At 41.2% G+C, this 19303-nt stretch carries 15 protein-coding genes and 2 pseudogenes; 5 read left to right on the top strand and 12 right to left on the bottom strand.

Translation table 11 applies throughout. The annotated features are described in order from the left end of the window. Positions 1-275 precede the first annotated feature (275 nt). Positions 276-1970, top strand: coding sequence for a methyl-accepting chemotaxis protein (locus tag N1I86_RS01450; protein ID WP_341094599.1), 1695 nt, complete (start codon positions 276-278; stop codon positions 1968-1970). A 227-nt stretch (positions 1971-2197) separates the two neighbouring features. Continuing rightward, entirely contained in the window at positions 2198-3379 is a 1182-nt protein-coding gene (locus N1I86_RS01455; protein ID WP_003353085.1) for an IS701 family transposase, read from the top strand. A 273-nt stretch (positions 3380-3652) separates the two neighbouring features. On the opposite strand, the gene N1I86_RS01460 is transcribed toward N1I86_RS01455, so the two are convergent. The 9 genes and pseudogenes from N1I86_RS01460 to N1I86_RS01500 all read right to left on the bottom strand — a co-directional run bounded on the left by N1I86_RS01460 (position 3653) and on the right by N1I86_RS01500 (position 13819). Next, complete coding sequence (locus tag N1I86_RS01460; RefSeq protein ID WP_341097220.1) at positions 3653-4303, bottom strand: NUDIX hydrolase; 651 nt, start codon at positions 4301-4303, stop codon at positions 3653-3655. Between the two features lie 178 nt (positions 4304-4481). Continuing rightward, entirely contained in the window at positions 4482-4637 is a 156-nt protein-coding gene (locus N1I86_RS01465) for a hypothetical protein (protein WP_341094600.1), read from the bottom strand. 269 nt (positions 4638-4906) lie between these two features. Beyond that, a complete protein-coding gene (locus tag N1I86_RS01470) occupies positions 4907-6250 on the bottom strand; it encodes an MATE family efflux transporter (RefSeq protein WP_341094604.1) in 1344 nt (447 codons plus the stop codon). A gap of 529 nt (positions 6251-6779) precedes the next feature. Continuing rightward, positions 6780-8086 (bottom strand): annotated as a pseudogene (locus N1I86_RS01475) (MFS transporter). Positions 8087-8670: 584 nt separating this feature from the next. Then, positions 8671-8987: pseudogene (locus N1I86_RS01480) on the bottom strand (iron-sulfur cluster assembly accessory protein). Positions 8988-9194: 207 nt separating this feature from the next. Beyond that, positions 9195-10031, bottom strand: coding sequence for a uroporphyrinogen-III synthase (locus N1I86_RS01485; RefSeq protein ID WP_341094606.1), 837 nt, complete (start codon positions 10029-10031; stop codon positions 9195-9197). A gap of 34 nt (positions 10032-10065) precedes the next feature. After that, a complete protein-coding gene (locus tag N1I86_RS01490; protein ID WP_341094608.1) occupies positions 10066-11031 on the bottom strand; it encodes an MBL fold metallo-hydrolase in 966 nt (321 codons plus the stop codon). A gap of 262 nt (positions 11032-11293) precedes the next feature. Beyond that, positions 11294-13300 (bottom strand): molybdopterin-containing oxidoreductase family protein, encoded by a 2007-nt coding sequence (locus N1I86_RS01495; protein WP_341097222.1) that lies wholly within the window; start codon positions 13298-13300, stop codon positions 11294-11296. Positions 13301-13612: 312 nt separating this feature from the next. Continuing rightward, complete coding sequence (locus N1I86_RS01500) at positions 13613-13819, bottom strand: hypothetical protein (protein WP_003352784.1); 207 nt, start codon at positions 13817-13819, stop codon at positions 13613-13615. A gap of 414 nt (positions 13820-14233) precedes the next feature. On the opposite strand from N1I86_RS01500, the gene N1I86_RS01505 reads away from it, so the two are divergent. Next, positions 14234-14869 (top strand): LysE family transporter, encoded by a 636-nt coding sequence (locus N1I86_RS01505; protein ID WP_003352783.1) that lies wholly within the window; start codon positions 14234-14236, stop codon positions 14867-14869. On the opposite strand, the gene N1I86_RS01510 is transcribed toward N1I86_RS01505, so the two are convergent. After that, the gene (locus tag N1I86_RS01510) at positions 14866-16209 is read right to left on the bottom strand and encodes an amino acid permease (protein WP_003352782.1); all 1344 of its coding nucleotides are present in this window, start codon (positions 16207-16209) and stop codon (positions 14866-14868) included. The two genes, N1I86_RS01505 and N1I86_RS01510, sit on opposite strands and share 4 nt — an antisense overlap. 216 nt (positions 16210-16425) lie before the next feature. On the opposite strand from N1I86_RS01510, the gene N1I86_RS01515 reads away from it, so the two are divergent. Then, positions 16426-17142, top strand: coding sequence for a metallophosphoesterase family protein (locus tag N1I86_RS01515; RefSeq protein ID WP_003352781.1), 717 nt, complete (start codon positions 16426-16428; stop codon positions 17140-17142). A 145-nt stretch (positions 17143-17287) separates the two neighbouring features. On the opposite strand, the gene N1I86_RS01520 is transcribed toward N1I86_RS01515, so the two are convergent. Both N1I86_RS01520 and N1I86_RS01525 read right to left on the bottom strand, forming a co-directional pair. After that, positions 17288-17494, bottom strand: a complete 207-nt coding sequence (locus tag N1I86_RS01520; RefSeq protein WP_003352780.1) for a YbxH family protein — start codon at positions 17492-17494, stop codon at positions 17288-17290. Between the two features lie 229 nt (positions 17495-17723). Next, positions 17724-17858 carry a hypothetical protein gene (locus N1I86_RS01525; RefSeq protein WP_261794203.1) on the bottom strand — a complete coding sequence of 45 codons (135 nt, stop codon included), beginning with the start codon at positions 17856-17858 and terminating at the stop codon, positions 17724-17726. Between the two features lie 96 nt (positions 17859-17954). On the opposite strand from N1I86_RS01525, the gene N1I86_RS01530 reads away from it, so the two are divergent. Next, a protein-coding gene (locus N1I86_RS01530; protein WP_076611651.1) for an IS630-like element ISBs2 family transposase occupies positions 17955-19000 on the top strand; the annotation gives its coding sequence in 2 pieces (ribosomal slippage) (positions 17955-18458 and positions 18461-19000; 1044 coding nt in all). Positions 19001-19303: the final 303 nt, after the last annotated feature.

The following is a 19303-nucleotide window of genomic DNA, read 5'->3' on the forward strand; positions in this document are numbered from 1 at the left end:
TCCATCCCTCTTATTTATAAAAAGAGGCTGAGCGGAATAGCCCCTATTTTCTGCTCAGCCTTTTTTCGATTTGGTGCCGAGAAAGGACGTTCCATTCGCCTTTGTGCTGTTCTATTCTTTTTCAGTTTTGCCCGAATTTTTGAACTGATTTTTTCGATCGCTTTCATCGCTGTGAACGTCCCCTCCCATCCTTACATACATGCCAGCCATTATTCGGCAGAAATATCGTTGCTTAAAAATATAATCAAAAGATAACAGGAATATGAAGGTGAAGAATGTTGAAGTTAAATGCAAAAATTAATGTACTAGTCATAAGCATTATTCTTTTTATTTCGTTTACCGTTTGTATTGCAGCCATGGAAAAAGTTTCTACCAGCATTAAAGATGTTGCGATTCATAAAGCCAAAAGTGATCTACGTTTAAGCTATCGCTATATTGATTCTAAATACGAAGGTGATTGGGCCATTAAAAACGGAAAATTGTACAAAGGGTCCACTTTAATGAATAATAATGAAAAAATCGTGGATCAAATAGGAAAGGACACAAATGATACCATTACCATTTTCCAAGGAGATACCCGGGTTGCCACAAATGTTTGGAAACAAGGACAACGAGTCATCGGAACAAAAGTTTCGCCCGTTGTAGAACGGACCGTTCTTAAAGAAGGACGAAATTACTACGGGGAAGCAAACGTTGCAGGGAAAATGCACCAAACCGCCTATATGCCGCTGCATGATAAAAATGGAAAGATTATCGGTATTTTATATGTAGGAGCTGATCAAAGCATCATCGATCGCACCATTCATTCATTTCTTATCGTCTTTTCCGTTGTTTTAATCGTTGCCGTTCTCCTATCTCTAACGGCTGCGTTCTGGTTTACAAACTCACTGAAAAAACGTTTGCATGTTTTAGCGGAAGCACTGGAGCATTCAGGAAAAGGAGACTTTACGGTTTCAGTCCACGATTCTTCCCGTGATGAATTAGGACAATTGTCCAAAAGCTATAATGATATGAAAGAAAATTTACGAATCATGATCCAACATGTACTGGAAACGTCTGAACAAGTAGCTGCCTCCTCTCAACAGTTAACAGCCAGTGCAGAACAAACCAGCAGCACCGCTGAACAAATCACGGAAACCATACAGGAAGTATCCCAGGCAGTCGAAAATCAAACCATGAGTGTGGAAAAAAGCGAAAAAGCCATTGAGACAATGTCGAAAGCCATCCAAAACGTATCAATGAACTCGGAAAAAATGGCGGAAAAAGGAATAGACGCAAAAGAAAAAGCAAGACAAGGCGGGTTATACGTACAACAGACTTCTAAACAAATGAATGAAATCCATAAATCCGTTCAAGAAAGTGGCGAAGCTATTAAAATGCTTGGTCATAAATCACGGGAAATCGACATGATCACAAAGGTTATTTCGGATATAGCGGATCAAACCAATTTGTTGGCGCTAAATGCCGCAATTGAAGCAGCCAGAGCGGGAGAACACGGGAAAGGTTTTGCGGTTGTAGCGGAGGAAGTAAGAAAACTCGCAGTACAATCTCAAGAATCTTCTAAGCAAATTGCGGATCTCATAAAAGAAATCCAAGAGGAAATGGCTCGTTCCACTGATTCCATTGAACGAGTCAAGGACGATGTTCAAAACGGATTAGGCATCGTAAATAATACGAAGGAAAACTTTGAAGAAATTGTCCATTCGGTTACAGATATCGAATCCGAACTTCAATCGCTGTCTGCAACTATCCAAGAAATGTCTGGAAAAATCCAAATGATTTCAGACGCGATGTTTGAACTAGCTTCCGCCTCTAAACAGACATCCAGCCATTCACAAACAGTCGTGGCTTCAACGGAAGAACAATTGGCCTCTATGGAAGAGATTTCAGCAGCAGCCGCTTCTCTATCCGAACTAGCGCTCAGTCTGCAAGAGCGTATGGCAACTTTTAAAATCACTCAGGAACAATAACGATAATATAAAACTTCATACTGCAATGGAGTGTTTTTGTCTTACGGATCTGCTGTTCAGACGGTATGATATCATGAATCGATTATCCATATTGTATTTGAGTATATTTACTGTAGATGAGCAAATTCGCTAACATAAATTTACAACCAAACAAAAAAGAAGACATGAACCCGATTCCTTGGTTAGAATAGATGTGCCACAACTACTCACAAGGGGGTTCATGTCTCATGAATAGATTAGCACATCACCTAGGAATCCACAAGTTTTTGACGATGTTGGGGTTGGCACTTTATTTCTCAAAACCTGTCATGAAGCATCTCGTTCATATCGTGGATGCGATGATTACAAAGGGCTTTTCGGGAACACTGACCGATCTACATCACGGGAGTTTTCATCCGAACCATCGCACGACACTCAGCCATTTTTTCACGAAAAGCCCATGGGAAGAAGAGACGTTGCTTCGCAAACTCCAGCAGTGGGTGCTTCATCGTGTCGAACGCAGCTCGAAACGAGAGAATCAACCCATTTTTGTTTCGATCGATGATACGATTTGCCAAAAAACGAAGCCCTCGTCACGGGCAACACACGCCATTCAAGGGTGTGATTGGCACTATTCTCACGCAGAGAAAAAGTCGATCTGGGGACATTCTCTCGTTTGGCTCATGGTTCATACGATGACCCAAGCGTTTCCTTTTGCCTTTCGCCTCTACGACAAGACGGCGGGGAAAAGCAAAGGGGAACTCGCGATCGAGATGCTTTCTTCGTTGGATGTGAGTCGACCCGTTTATGTGCTCATGGACTCTTGGTATCCATCGAAAACCCTCGTGGGAGCCTGCTTGAAAAAAGGGTTCCACGTCATCGCGATGCTCAAGACGAATCGGATTCTCTATCCAAAAGGGACGGCCATTCAAGCAAAGGAATTTGCCAAATCTATGGAGCCACGGGATACCCGCCTCGTCACGGTGGGAAAAGAGCGTTATCGGGTGTATCGCTACGAAGGTGCTCTGAACGGTCTCAAGGATGCCGTGGTGCTGCTCGCATGGAAAGCCGATCAGCCGATGACACCGAAACATCTTCATTGCGTCTTGAGCACCGATCGCGAGCTAAGCGATGAAGACATCTTGTGCTACTATGCCGAGCGTTGGTCGATCGAATGTTTTTTCCGTCAAGCGAAAGACCAGCTGAAACTCGATGGATACCGCGTTCGCGGGCGTCGGGCGGTGAAACGGTATTGGATCTTGGTGCAACTTGCGTATGTGTACAGCATGTTCGAGTCGAACAGTGATGTTTCGGATGGGCTCGATCTCCTGCGCAAGAGAAAAGGACATAGCCTCGTGGAGTTCATTTATCGTGCAGCAAAACAAAATATTCCCATTGATGCCGTGAAAAAACAGCTCCACGTGGCATAAGGGGTACCCCGTTTGTCTCTTTTTCGTATGGTAATCATTGTTAATAAAAATGCTCATCTACAGTATATTTATATGATTTTCCCCTGCCTGATCACAAAGGCAGGGGTTTTAAAATCCTGATTACAAAAAATATTGATAACGAAATAATCGTGATGATAAAATGAAAAGCTTTCCTGAAATAAGAACCCTTAAGTTTCCGCTTCTTTCATCTGTAATATCCAATAGTAATGTAAGGAGCAACAAACCAATTGTTCCCCTTTTCTTGATTGGCGACTATTCTGTAAAACGATCTTGTTCTTTGGCTGATTTCGCAGTCAAATCCAAAAAATGTTTCAATATACTGGCTGTCAATCCCCAAATCACATAGTCTTTGTAGTAGTAAAAGTACTCATCCATTTGTTTGATTTGCCAATTATAATTTTTTCCGCCGGGGATCAAATGTAATGGGAAATTTTTTTCAGGAGCTATTTTAAAATTGATTTTATAACACTCAGGCTCCACAGATTGAAGATATGAGAGCGGTACTGTAAATACAGTTTCAACTTCTTGAGGATTTGGCCGGATTTCCGTGCCCTGTTCAATAAGACCCACATACGGATATATGATCCTTTTCCCAAAACCGGGTATAACGTAATCCAAGGGATAAACGTCCGATAAGGAAGTGATGGGTATTCCCAACTCTTCTGACGTTTCTCTCATAGCCGTCTCTTTCGCCGTGCGATCATCAGATTCCATTTTTCCTCCCGGAAAACAAATTTCGCCCGGCTGATGTCTAAGCTGCATAGAGCGCACTTCAAATAAAAGATGATATTCTTTATTCATTTTAAGCAGCGGTAAAAAAACAGCAAATTTTGAAAAATGTTCGCTACCCATTATGTCAGGTTTCCGATCGCCCAATCCTTTTAAAAATCGTTTCACGTCCATACGTTTCACCTTCCACTAAATCCTGGTAAACAAAACAAGAGGTTAAGCTAATTTATGTCCCCCCCTCCCCTCTATTTCGAAACAACACGTACCCGGAAACACCAAGCTTTTGGTCCTATATTATCACTCATGCTTTCGACCACAACGTACCAGTGACAAACTTGCAATATATATCGGGTTAACAAACTCCCTTTTTCTTAGGTGCGAAGAGCCGCTGAATCAACAGTTTCAGAACGCTGAATCCCAAAATCAAAATGCCGCTTTTCATCATTTTCTTTCGACGTTTTATTAAGTTGAACGATTTCATATCATTCGAACATCCATTTGCCGGCACAAAAAACCCTCCTGATCCAATGATGGATAGGAGGCAGCGCTTCTCATGCAATGAAACCGAGAATCTCCTCAATAAGCCTATTCCACAAATAGAACTATGACGTTTTTAAATGATGTCGTTTTCACGAAATAGGTTTCCGATCACTTTAAAGTATTGCATTTCTCCGAATGATTTTCATTACTTTCATCATATCGTGTTTCAAGCAATCGTTCAAGATATTGATTCAAAATCACTCAGGAATCGTGATTCTGCTTCTGTATTACTCCATTTTATTCTCTTTCCGTAAATAATTGTTTTTTCCTCCATGTTCCATAACGATAATAAAGGAAAGCGATGATGCTGCTTATAACAAAACTGGCTCCCATTCCAAAGGCAATTCCCTTTTCGCCTAAGTAAGAAGCCGACAATTCTGTTAAAGGATATCGGAGAATCCATAAAGATACGATATTGAGAACCAGCACTTGAAACATCGCACCTGAAGCCCGCACAATTCCGTTTAAAATAAAATTAATTCCCAAAAACGGATAGAAAAATGCGATGATTCCCAAATATTCAGCTCCAAACGAGACGGATGATTCAGGCTGCTGAATGAATAGCTTGACGATTCTGTCTGCAAGCAAAGCAACGAAAAACGCGATGAACAACATAATGGAAATATTATAGAGGACTCCGTTTACAGCGATTTGACGAACACGAGTCCATTGATTGGCTCCAATGTTTTGTCCGGCCATGCTGTTGACAGCCGTTCCCAGCGCCTGTGCCGGCAGCATCAAAAGACTGTCAATCCGTTGAGCAGCGCCGAAACCAGCGACAACATGCCCCCCAAAGGAAGTGACGACACTCATAATAGCAGCCGTTCCTGCTGAAATCACCATCATTTGCAGCCCGGCCGGTATCCCGAGTTTTAAAATCATGGAAACTTCTTTTCTATGAGGCCATCTTGGAACTGAAAAGGGAATCAGATGCTTCCGTAAACTGTAGTACAATCCATATAGAAATGAAACTCCTTGGGAAAGAATCGTTGCATAAGCCGCTCCATTTAAACCAAGTCCCCACACTTCAATAAAAAGTGGATCTAACACAGCGTTCAGCACTACGGCAAAGAAAACAAATCGAATCGGCGTCCGGCTGTCGCCTAGAGCACGAAACACTGTTCCGATAAAATTATAACCAAATAAAAACAAAATTCCGGCAAAATTGATTTCTAAATAGCTTTTCGCTTCAGGAACCATCGTCGACGGAGTTCCAAGAAACTTCAAAATGGGAACGGCTAACATCATTCCCATCGCCCCGAGTGTAAGAGAAATAAACGTTAATATCACAACAAAAGCATTCACATATCGTTTTAGGCCGATCTCGTCATTTTTCCCTTTCAGCTGGGATAATATGGTTAATGTAGCATTATTAATACCGATAATAAATGACAAGACGGTAAAAATCACCGTTCCAGAAACGGCAACAGCTCCTAAAGCGTTAGAACCGAGCAAATTGCCAACCCATAAGCTATCGATTAATTGAAAAGAGGTTTGCAGAAAATTAGTCAGCAGAATCGGTGTCGAAAACATCACCAGCTGCTTCATAATATTTCCACTTGTAAAATCATACTGCTTCATATGCTAACTCCTTTTTTCGGATCGAGTCCTTGTTAACCCCATTTAGATAAGAAGGAATGACGTTTTCGGAAGTAGAGTATTCGATTCTGGAATATCAAAACTAGTCGATTCTTATTTTAACGAATTGATGAAAAATTGCCTATTTCCGTCTCTTAAAGTATAGCAAGCATCCTCTATTTTGGGACAATCAAACTTCCTTGTATTGGGTATTGGAATGACCTTGCCGTTTGCAATCTTCATCTTTCATGCCCTCCCGGACACCCTTGCGTTAATCGAGCCGTTACTACTGTCTTCCTACTTGACAATTGAGTCCACATAAAAAGGCAGGCCGTTTAACGACCTGTCCTTTCCCATGTTCGCTTTGTTCATTTTGTTGTACAACAGGCATCATCATATCGATGTCTGTTCTTTCCATTCTCGTTCTATAATCATCAAGCAATCTGTAAAGGCTCCAGCAAATCGTGTAGACCGTGACAGCTAACCCACAGCTTGTGGCTTACCTTATTTCAGAGTACCAGACGACGATAATCTAGCTTGCATCCTGTTCGGCTTCAATGCGAGAAGACTTCGAAGACTCACCCATACGCCAATAGACGATCAAACTCACCGCAATGCAGAGAGCTACGTAGAAAAAAAGAGCGGCTCTTCTCCAATGCTCTTCAGCCATAATGCAACGAATTCCGCTGTTCCTCCGAACACCGCAACGGTAAGGCCGTAAGGAAATCCTACTCCTAGGGCGCGGATTTCGGTCGGGAATAGTTCCGCTTTCACGATGGCATTAATGGAAGTGTAACCAGTGACAATAATGAGTCCAACCATCATAAGAAAGAAGGCAGCGAAAGGGTTCTTCGTCTGCTCCATCAAAAGGAACAGCGGCACTGTCAGCAATGTTCCCAAAATACCGAAACCCATCAATAGCGGGCGACGACCGATCCGGTCAGATAGCATCCCGGCGAGCGGTTGAAGTATGACAAATATTAACAAAGCAATAAAATTAATCCAACTGACGATCTCCTTTTGAATGCCCACTGTATTCACCATAAATTTTTGTAAGTATGTCGTGTAAGTATAAAAGGCGACGGTTCCGCCGAGTGTTAGCCCGACCACTGTCAGCACTGCCTTAGGATATTTCATCAGCGCTCGAATGGTTCCGGCGCTCGCCCTGCTTTCAGAATCCAATTTGGAAAACTGTTCCGATTCGTCCATCGTTCGTCGCAGCCACAACACGGCCAATGCTCCCATTGCACCGATGACGAAAGGAATACGCCAGCCCCAGGACTTCATTTCGGGTTCGCTGATGATTTGTTGAAGAATAATCTGAACACCCAGTGCCACTAACTGTCCGGAAACGAGTGTGACGTACTGGAAGCTCGAGTAGAACCCGCGTCGACCGCTCTTTGCCATCTCGGACAAGTACGTGGCCGATGTTCCATACTCCCCGCCTACCGATATCCCTTGGAGCAGACGTGCGAGAACTAGAATAATAGGCGCCAACACGCCAATCGTGCTGTAGCTCGGAGTAACGGCAATGATCAGGGAACCACCGGCCATGAGGCTGATGGAAAGCGTCAGCGCTGCACGTCGGCCGTGACGATCAGCGTATCGACCCATCAATAGGCTTCCGATTGGGCGCATCAGAAAGCCGACGGCGAAGATAGCAGCCGTATTGAGCAGTTGGCTGGTGGAATCCCCCTCAGGAAAGAACTCCGCAGAGAAATATACAGCAAAAGCAGAATAGACGTACCAGTCGTACCATTCAATCAGATTGCCGACGGATCCTTTAAAGATATTGCTTGTGATGCGTCGCGTTTTTGCCGAATCAAATGATTGAGTCATCGTCATAACCTCCTTGTCCATATTCCCATTTTACATACCGATTTACAAATATTTTTAGAATAGTATATCGATTGTACAAGTTTTATATTTTCTTCAAACAAATTCATACATTACACTTTTTGAAAGCGCTATTAAAATTTATTATTTGAACTTATAAGAAGGATCATATAATGAAATTATACAATTACAATAAATATAATTCAATATATTAAAAAAATTAATAATATTATATCAATAAACAATATAATGATCAAAATATTTCCCGGACGTTAAGCAGAACGGAACTGGATCGGTCTTTTCCGTGCGAAAAAATGGCATATAAAAAATGAAGATAATATCTGTTCACGGTTTTAGCCAAGTTGCCATATTTCCTGCTTCATACTTTACGATGTCACACTCCTCATAAAATAAAACCTTTGTTCAATCATTTCTTTTGCAGTCACATAGAACAATAAAAAAGCAAGATTTAGCATTTTTCAACACCAGCCAGAATATGTTTAAAATGGACAGAAAAAGAGCTGATCCTTTTGCCTTTTGAACAAAAGACAAGCGCTAAAGGATGGCTTGTCTTTTGTGAATGATTATTAATGATGATGGTGATGCTGGTGAGCTTCTTTCTCTTTCCATGGGTTTGTAATGACGAATTCTTCCTGTGGTACGTAGAAATATTGGACCCAAACTCCGTCTAAAAACTCTTCGCGTCGATCTAATAAGATATCAATATCTTTATCCGTTTTCACGATTTCATCATGTTCTGTTGGAGTATCAAGCTTAATTCCATAATGAGCATGATCACCGTGAATTTCCGTAAATATACTCGAATCATTTTTCCTTCCGCTTCTGGGCTTTCCAGCATTTTCTTTAATACTTTCGCTGCATTACGATTTAGTTTGCATTTCATCAAAATCACTCCTCTTTCAAACAAATACCTTACCATTATCCCCTTTTTTTGATAAAAATGAAACTAATGTGCTTAATGTTTGAAAAAGAAATTGATTGGAATCCTCGAAGAAAGAAAAAACAAGGCGGATCAGTTGATTGTTCGTTTAGGGAAAACGCCAAAAAGCTGGCAAACGCAGAGGAAAAAACCGCTTTGTAAAAAGCGGCCTCAAACATTGTCTGCGACTTCTTCTGATTGTTGCTGATAATAACGAGATAGTTCTATAATCATCGCTCCCATACGTTCGTTTTCCGGAACGAGATAACGGTCAATCCCTTCCTCTTGCAATGCTTCTGCCGTTACTTTCCCCACGGCGACAGGCAAAACTGTATTACGAAATGCCATGACCAGTTCTTCATCCAAGCTTTGTGATTTAGCAAACGAAAATAAAGAGTGAACTTGTATCGCGGTCGTGAAACAAACGGCATCCACGTCATGCTGCAAAATTTCCCGACATAATGTATCCACTGTTTCCCGTTTCGGCGGAATATGCTGATAAGGAAGAATCTCTAAAATATTCGAAACGCCTTGATCTTGAAAAAATTGCTTCAATCGAGGAGCTTTTTCTCCATGCAGCTGAATCGTGACCTTCTTTCCTGAAAAATCGGTTCCTTTTAGCGCTCGAATCAGTCCTCTTGTCGTACCATCTTCATCAACGACGACCGGTTGAATTCCGATCTTTTTAAGAGCAGCGATCGTCTTATAGCCTCTTGCAGCAACATTTGTGGTTTGGATCGTATGTAAAAACTTTTCTTGTATTCCGATCTTTTCTGCCAAATCCAAAAGCGTTTGTACTCCCGCTCCGGTTGTAAACACGGTCCAGTCCGATCCTTCATCAACAAATTTCCGCAAATCCGGCTCTACTTCCTTTTCCGCTTTGAAAACAGTCCCTTGAAGCGGACGGACGATCGGTATTCCGCCTTGTTTTTCGATTAATGTGCTCATCTCTTCTGTTTTTCGCGAACCGCCAATCACGATTCGCTTACCTGATAGACCTTTACTCAATCTGACCCCTCCTTGTTGAAAGCCGCTCGAACGATTATTTCTCAGATTTAGCCATTCTTTTTTGAAAATAATCAACAATTCCCATCGAGCAGATTGTTAAATCTAAATCGAGTATTTCATAAACGTTTGAAGTGCGTGGCACCTTTCGTTCATCCAAATATCGGGTAACTTTTTTCTTTAATGTTTGATAAACGGCCTCCGTCTTTTTTTCAAAAGAAAGGCTGCTGTCGGCCACTTGCTGCCCCGCTTCTACAAATATAGGAAGCCAAAATCGTAATTGCCGGAAAGCAGAAGCTGGATCTTCACTCATTCCAAAATGGCCAAAATAAATCCGGCTAATCCCTAGTTTCTCAATTCGATCAGCGGATTGGAGCATCGCTTCCGGATTAAAATGATTCGGAGATGTTGTAGGCAAATAAAAATCCAGTCCATTTTCCAAAAGCGGGGTATAGATAATCCCAACTGTATCCCCCGTAAAGATACCGTTGCTTTTCGGGTCATAAATAGAAAAATGATGATAAGCATGGCCTGGTGTATCCAAAAACGTAAGTATACGGTCATGACCAATTTCCAGCGTTTCCCCATCCCGTTTCACGATTAAACGATCTTCCGGAACAGGCACAACAGGTTCAAAAAACTCTTCGAATTTTTCGCCATATACAGCCTTTGCCCCTTGGATCAATCTCGATGGATCGATAAGATGTCGTTTCCCCTTTGGATGTACAATCACTTTTGCTTTCGGGCATTTTTCCAAAAGTAGTCCTGCTCCTCCAGCGTGATCGAGATGAATATGTGTCACAATGATGTATTGAATGTCAGCAGCCTTTAGCCCCAACTGTTCCAATCCCTGCAGAATATAAGGGATAGATGGACTTCCACTTGTTTCAATAATTGTCAATTTTTCTTCTTGAATTACATATGTTCCCGTTCTTTTTTCACGTCCTAAATCCCGTACGTCCAATAACGAAATCCCATGGCCCAAATATTGCGCACTTGGCATTGTATCCCCTCTTTCCAAAATGATTCTCCCTCCCCTAATACTACTAGTTTAACAGTTTGCGGAACTAATGGAAAGTTCGGAAAAATGTTTCATTTTATTTGCATGAAAAAAATCCGTTTTGAATATATAAGTCGCAAAGGCTGACACTCCAGCATACATTTAGGCTTGCAGCAACCTTTTCAAAATGTTTTGCGCCAAAAACATTGCATTTTCTTCTTTTACAAGCGAAAAAGCTGACGATCGTTGCATCGTCAGCTAAAACTTACTGGCTCTCTTTTTGAACTTCTACAAAAGTAGAAAAAAAGCAAGCTCCTCCTCCCATGTCTGCCAATTGCTGCGATGTTAAAACATTGACGGATTGGAATCCGGATTGTTCGTCATCCCACCAAAGTCCTTGAATGACGGCGGTTCCTTTTAAACAATCTTCTGTGACGTTTGCGAACAAACGGCAGCGCCCCCTCTGATTGTAAACAATGACCATATCGTCCGTTTTGATTCCGCGTTGTATAGCATCTTTTGGATGGATTTGCAGCCGAGGTTTTCCTTCAAATTTTTTTAATGCAGCTATATTTCCAAAAGTAGAATTTAAGAATTGATGATTGGGTCCAGAAATCAACATGAGAGGGAATTTTTTCTCCATTGGTTGAATAGGAGTAAATACAGGGACAGGCGGCAACCCCTCTTTTTTCATCCTTTCCGAGTAAAATTCCACTTTTTTGGATGGAGTGGGAAAGTACTGCGGAAAAGTATTGTTTGCAGCGCCTATTTTGACATAGCCCTTTTTCTTTAATTCGTCATAATCGATGCCGATATCCTCTACAATTTCTTTTATCATCTCTTCTTCAGTAACACGAAATGCCACATCATCAAATCCCATACGCTCCGCTAGTTCCTTAAACAAGGTAAAATTCGATTTTGCTTCTCCTTGAGGAGGAATGACCGGCTCGTGAAGCTGCAAATACAGATGCCAGTATGATTTATACAGGTCCCAATTTTCGAAATGAGTGGTTGCAGGAAGAACGATATCTGCATAACGGCAAGTATCCGTAAGAAAATGATCATGAACAACGGTAAATAAATCGTCCCGCAACAATCCGGCTCTTACCTTTTGTTGATCAGGTGCTACTTGCGCCGGATTACTGTTATACACAAATAACACTTTAATCGGGCGAGACCGATCAAGCAGAGCATTTCCGAGCTGATTCATGTTAATGGTGTAGGCGCGAGGATTTTGATGGAGATCAGGACGCTGTATTTTATAACGATGGAAAGGGAAAAAAACACTGTTTCCTTTTAAAGCCCCTCCACCGCGAATTCCCCACTGTCCGGTTAAAGCCGGCAAACATGCGATGGCACGGACGGCCATCCCGCCATTTTCATGGTGCTGCAAGCCATTTCCAATTCTAATAAAAGAAGGAGTGGTTTGACCGTATAATCTAGCCAATGAAAGAATCTCTTCCTCAGAAAGGCCTGTCCATTTTGCCGTGATGGAAGGAGTATAAGCTAAAGCCTCCTTTTTTAATTCTTCAAAGCCGATTGTATATTTTTGAATAAAATCTGTATCAATCAAGTTTTCTTGAATCAGTACATGCATCAAGCCAAGCGCTAACGCTGCATCCGTTCCGGGTCGAATCTGCAAAAACCAATCAGCCCGTTTTGCAGTACGGTTGCGATGCGTATCGATGACAACAATTTTCGCTCCACGTTTTTTGGCTTCATTGGCATAGAGTACTTGATGCAAATTAGTGCTCACGGCATTGCAGCCCCAAATCAAAATGAGCTTAGAATAAATCGTTTCTTCTGGATCAATGCCTTTGTTTGCCCCCATCGTGTATCGAAATCCTTGCGCTCCGGCCGAATTGCAAATCGTCCGGTCCAAAAAACTGGCGCCTAATTTATGAAAAAATCTCCGATCCATCCCTTCGCTGTTTAAAATCCCCATATTTCCATAAAAGCTGTAAGGTAAAATGGCTTCACTGCCATAAGTTTGGATCACCCGCTGAAATCGTGTAACGATTTCATCATAAGCTTCCTCCCAAGATATCCTTTGGAAAGCCATCGTCCCCTTTTTTCCTGTTCTTTTTAACGGGTAAAGAATACGTTCTTTGTGATAGGTTCTTTCCGGGAATTTTCGAACTTTATGGCAAATGACCCCTTTTGTCACGGGATGATCTTTGTTCCCTTCCACTTTTACAATTCTTCCATTTCGTTTTTCCACCATCAAACTGCAAGCATCCGGACAATCCAGCGGACAAACAGATCGGACCATTGTCACCTTGTCTTCCAACAGTATCTCCCTCCCATGGTGAAAGCTTACTAGTGATTATAACAAATGTGGCATTTATGTTCACTTTCATTATATAAAAGTTTACTTATCAAATATCATGATGAAAAATCACCTTACACAAAAAAACAAACATGATTTAAAGAATTTTCACTGATCGCTTTTCAATCAAAAAACTGCTCGTCCCAAATTTCAAAAACAATTGCTTCCTTAAACGAATCCATTCTTTTTTAGTACATACTTTTTAAAATTCTCCATTAAAAAAGACCCTTGGATTCATCCAAGGGCCAGCGACTTCTAAAAATTGACGGGTCGTTTTTTTCTCTTCCGAACAGAGAGTTTGTATTTTTCCATCTGTTCATTCCATTTGTCCCATTTCTCTTGCTCTTCCAATTGCTTAAAATATTTGGCCAAATAAAACGGGACTATCAAAAACATGATGTAAACGCTTCCAATCAAAAATTTAATAATGGATAGCATATGCTCACCCAAAAATGCCCACATCCTTTACGCCTCCCTTTCTATTGGTATCTTATGAAATTTTTGTCTAATTTATGAATTTTATTTGTCTATTTCGTGGCAAAATAAAAAAATCCTGCATAAGCACCATATTTTTTATTGAAAATTCAGAATATTTTTCGTGATATTCCTTCCAGCCTTATTGCTTCGATATGGATCGTCTCCAATAATTTTTTACACAAAAGAGACTTTTCGTTTTCATGCTTATGGTCATTATCCGTCCGCATCCGCCTTTTTCTATTTTGGGTTGATCTTTTGTCAAACTCCCTCCATGCATTTACATCACATTTCATCATTTTTCTATTAACTGGATATTATCTTTTTTCCAAAAGCTTGAGTTATACAAGTCTTTCTTTTGGAATAGAATCTTACGAGCAAAGAACGTGGAGGGTAGACTCAATGAGCGTCAGTTTATTTGTCAGTTATCTTCTTTTAGGATTATCGTTGGCGGCACCGATCGGACCGATTAATGCCGCTCAATTGGACAAAGGAATCAAAAACGGTTTTATGCACGCCTGGCTTGTCGGCGTCGGCGCTCTCATTGCAGACGCGTTTTATATGATGCTTGTTTATCTTGGTTTTGTCCGTTTTCTTGACGCTCCTTTCATCCAAGCCTTTCTTTGGCTGTTCGGATTTTTTGTACTTGTTTACACTGGTGTTGAAAGTCTTTTAACGGGCGGAAAAATTTCTGCAAATGTTCACCGATCCAGCCAACCGCTTTTTAAAACGTTTATTTCAGGTTTTTTTATGTCTTTATCCAATCCGTTAACCATTTTATTTTGGTTGGGGATTTACGGTTCGGTGCTGGCTAAAACAGCCACTACTTACGGAAAAGAGCAATTGTTCTTTTTGAGCGGAACCATCTTCGCGGGTATTTTTTTATGGGATCTAACGATGGCATTTATCGCTAGCAGTTTTCGCAAACTTTTGTCCACCAACTTTTTGTATTTGACTTCTTTTCTATCCGGTCTGTCGCTCGTCGGTTTTGGCTTTTATTTCGGTTTTCAAGGTATTATGACTCTCATCGCCCATTAAATAGGAGCCGGTTTTTGTCCCTTTTTCCAATTGGATCGCATTTTCAGCACTACAATGGCAACGATTCCGACAAACAATAAGCTGCCGAAAAAACCAAATCGACTTGTTTCTTCCAGTAAGGTACCGCTAACCGCCAAAATGATGAGCACCATCCCTGACCATCTCTTTGTTTTGCCCCATGCGTTTAATTCGATCAGCCTTCTTGAAGAGAGAAGAATAAAAAACCAATTATACAAAAGCATTAAACCAGCGGCAGTTGTAATATATTCGTACACTTTATCCGGCATCGCGAGTGCCAATATAACGGAAGCCGCCATTCCTGCCGCTGTCAAGCCCAGAGCTTTTACAGGAACTTTTAATTTCCATTTCCCCTTTTTCGATAACGCGGCGGGAGCATCTCCATCTTGCGCTAACGTCACAAGCATTGATGTAACCGAAAACAAAGAAGCGCACATGGTGGAAAAACCGGCGATAATGAACGCTCCGTTAAAAATATGCGGGAAAAACGGCAGGTGATAGTCTTTTAAAGCTATGACGAAAGGACTTTCTTTCGAATAAAAGGCCTTCCAAGAATCCATTATCACCGCCAAACCGAGCGAGAGGCAGTAAATGAGTGCCAGCAAAAAAAGCATGAAGCTTCCGGATTTTGGGGCATCTTCTTTTTTCCGCAAGCGAATCGCCAGTATTCCCATAATTTCAATCCCGCCAAATGAATAAAAGGCGTAGATGAGTGAAGCCCAAACTCCGATGACTCCATTCGGAAATAGTTGTTGGATAGTAGTTGGTACTCGAAAGCCATTTCCTCCGTCTAAAACCCCACATAATGCAAGTGAAGCGATCACAATAAACATCAAAATGGCGGAAACTTTCATAACGGCAAAAACATTTTCTAGTCTGTCAAAGCCTTTCGTACCCGTTAATACAACCATAATCCCCAAAATGGCATAACCAGCTGCAAAGACCCATAATGGGACATTTGGAAACCAGAAACGCGAAAATATCGATAACGCAGTCATTTGGCTTCCCATAATTAACATTTCCGAACACCAATAAACCCACCCTGTGGAAAATCCAGCCCATCGTCCATAAGCTTTTTTGGCATAAGATCTAAAAGAGCCTTTTTGCGGGTCATTTTTTGTCATTTTTGCTAACGCATCAAAAACGATGTAAGTGGAAATTGCCGCCAGAATATAAGAAAGGATGACCGATGGCCCGGCATTACGGATGGCAAGACCAGATCCAAGAAAATAGCCGGTGCCGATTATGCATCCAACCCCGATTAAGGATAACTGCCACCATTCAAGCTGCCCCTCCTTAGAAGAACATTTGTTGCTTTCCATGTCCATGCACTCCCTTTACTTCTTTTCCTACTATATTGTTCGTTAACAAAGGCGATTTATTCTGTCATTTCCAGTCTTGATACATTTTCAGCCCCATGCTTCTCAAATTGGTCGAATCCACAAAATGTGGTATAAAAAGAGTGGATTTGCCTTTACGGACTGGCAACTTAAAGATGATTCCAATATCCTTTTCAATGAAAAAGAGGTGCATAATGAATGAAAGCTGCTTTTATCTCTGATATTCATGGAAATGCATTCGCACTCGAAGCCGTTTTGGAAGATATCGCCAAAAAACAGATTGATCAAATTTATGTACTGGGTGATCTTTGCTTTCGAGGGCCGAATCCAAAACAAGCTTTAGACCTGATTCGTTCATTGAATGCCAATGTGATCAAAGGAAATGCCGACGAATGGGTGGTACGCGGCATTCAAAAAGGAGAAGTACCGGATGAGGCGCTGAATGTAATGAAAAAGGAACGAGAATGGACAGTCGCTCATCTAGATTCGGCGGATATCGATTATTTACAAAACCTTCCGCAAACTCTCCAACTCAACTTGAACGGTACGGCAATCCTAGCATTTCACGCAACTCCAAACAGCTTATTTGACATCATCCGTCCCGACACCGATGATGTTCATTTGGAAAAAAGGCTAATGGCCGAAAACATGGCTGATTTTTATATTTATGGTCATATTCATTTACCTTATATCCGTTTCTTGAACGGCAAAACAGTATTGAATATTGGCAGCGTCGGGTTACCGTTCGACGGCCAAGCGAAGGCTTCTTATGGTATCGTGGAAGCAGAAGATGGAAATGTACGCGTTTCTATTGAACGAGTAAACTATGATATTGAAAAAACAGTACAGCAATATATGGAAAACGATTATCCTAATAAAGCCATGGTTGATGTTGTGCGAAACGGTCGGCTGTAATATCCATAATGGTTCAAACGTGTCCTTCCTAAGAATGAAGGTTAGACATATGCGGAGTATGTGTTTCATCATAAGGAATGCCAAAGAAAAGGGCTGATCTTTAGATCAAGCCCTTTTTCAATCAGTTTTGCCATTTCACATGACTCTAATTTGAAGATGGCGTAATCCGATTGTTTTTACAATATTGTTCTACTAACTCCTCAATTTGATCAACATCCGGATATTTTCCCGAAAAATCAAATGTAATTTCATCCAGATATTTTCCATTTCGATACACATGGACAGCACCTTTTTGATAAGTCACACTGAACTCCGGCACAAACCGATATCCGTTCCGTTCAATCGCTCCCATTCGATCCCCCCTTTTTTATTTTGCTCTTTTAGAAATCCAACGCTCCCTGCACTAAGCAAAAGGACAAATGGATCAATTCTCCCATTGTTCTTTATTGCTTCCTTATAGTCATGTCTTTTGCTCTTTGCTATCGAATTCTCACTATCCAATATTTGGTGAGAAGGATCATGGAGCGATAAGAAGTAGTCAAAACGATAACCACGGACTCTTCCTGTTTTTGTTACTGTTTTCAATTGATTTTCTTTTTCTCTTCCCTTTTTGATGCGCTTTTGATTAACTTTCCATCGAAACGATCGGGGGCTTTTCCCGCTCCAAGGGCTATGTTGGAAATTGGCAACTGTTCTAATTCTTTTCCGCTCGGCAAATGATTCAACTCCTTACTATATAAATTAAAATAAAGGTTTTCTCCCGTTCCACGGCGAATAAATACAAAGAGAAAATAGGGGAACGGAGAGAAAATATGATGCCAAATCACAAAGACGAGATCGAAAAGTTGTCCACTGCCATGAAAGAAGCAAAAAGTAAACGAGCATATGAACGCTACCAAGCGATTTATCTTCATTTGCAGGGATATACCAAAGGAGAAATCGCAACGATTATTGGTCGATCCAAGAAAACTATTTATAACTATATTCATGCCTACGCCCAGCGCGGTCTTGATGGACTGGAGATGAAATACTCACCTGGCGCCCCACGTCGATTGACCCCTGAGCAGGAAAAAGAGCTGGCTTTGATCATTGAACATCAGCTCCCCGTAGATGTGGGATTCGAAGCAAAATATAATTGGACGCTTGCGATAATCGCTGAACTCATTCAACAAAAGTGGGGGCCAACATACACGCTTCGCGGAACAAGTGACATTCTGCATCGGTTAGGGCTAAGCTATACGAAACCGACCTATACACTAGCCAATGCCGATGAAGAGAAACAAAAAGAATTCGTCGAAATCACCTTCCCTGAAGTAAAAAAAAACTGGTAGATGGGAACATCGCCCATGTCCTCTTTCAAGATGAGTCGATGATTCGTGATTACCAAGCGATTCAAAAAACATGGTTTGTCAAAGGAAAACAACGAATCATTCCGACGTTTGGAAAACATCAAGGGCTGAAGCTGATTGGCACGTTGAACTACGAAACAGGGGAAGTGTTTTGCATCGAAGAAGAATGCTATGACGCGGAAACATTTCTTCGATTTCTTCAACTTGTGTTAGAACGCTATCCCACAGGCAAAATAGTGATGATTTTAGATAACGCTCGAATTCACCATGCCAAACTCATTCAGCCATTTTTAAAAGAACACGAAGATCGGTTAGAGCTCGTCTTTTTGCCACCATACAGTCCGCAATTGAACTTGATTGAAGGGCTATGGAAATGGCTGAAATCAGACGTGATTTACAACGTGTTCTATTCGAGTGTGCAAGAAATTAGAAAGAATGTCCAAGCCTTTATTCAGCGAATCAACCAGAAACCAGAACAAACGATCGATCGTTTGTGTGTTCAGTTGTAAATCTTTAATTCAACTTATATACATTGCAAGTTTTTTTAGTATACCCTTTGCCGTTTTAATTTACTGGTCGAGTGACCCCCATTTTGCGTCCATTCAAAATCTACATTTGTTTCTTTATGAACTCATTTTCTAATCGATTTTCTTTTTACAATACACAAGCTACATCCAACCATAAATATCAACCATCATACGGAAATAAAGTTCCACTGAACCGCCTTCACTTGTCGGAATAAACGCTGTGTTTTCTAGAAACAATAAAAAACGTTGGATGCCCGCTGTATCTTAAATTCGATACGTTGTTTC

Origin of the sequence: Bacillus sp. FSL W8-0116, assembly GCF_038003825.1 — a bacterium.
Lineage (GTDB): Bacteria > Bacillota > Bacilli > Bacillales > DSM-4216 > Bacillus_O > Bacillus_O smithii.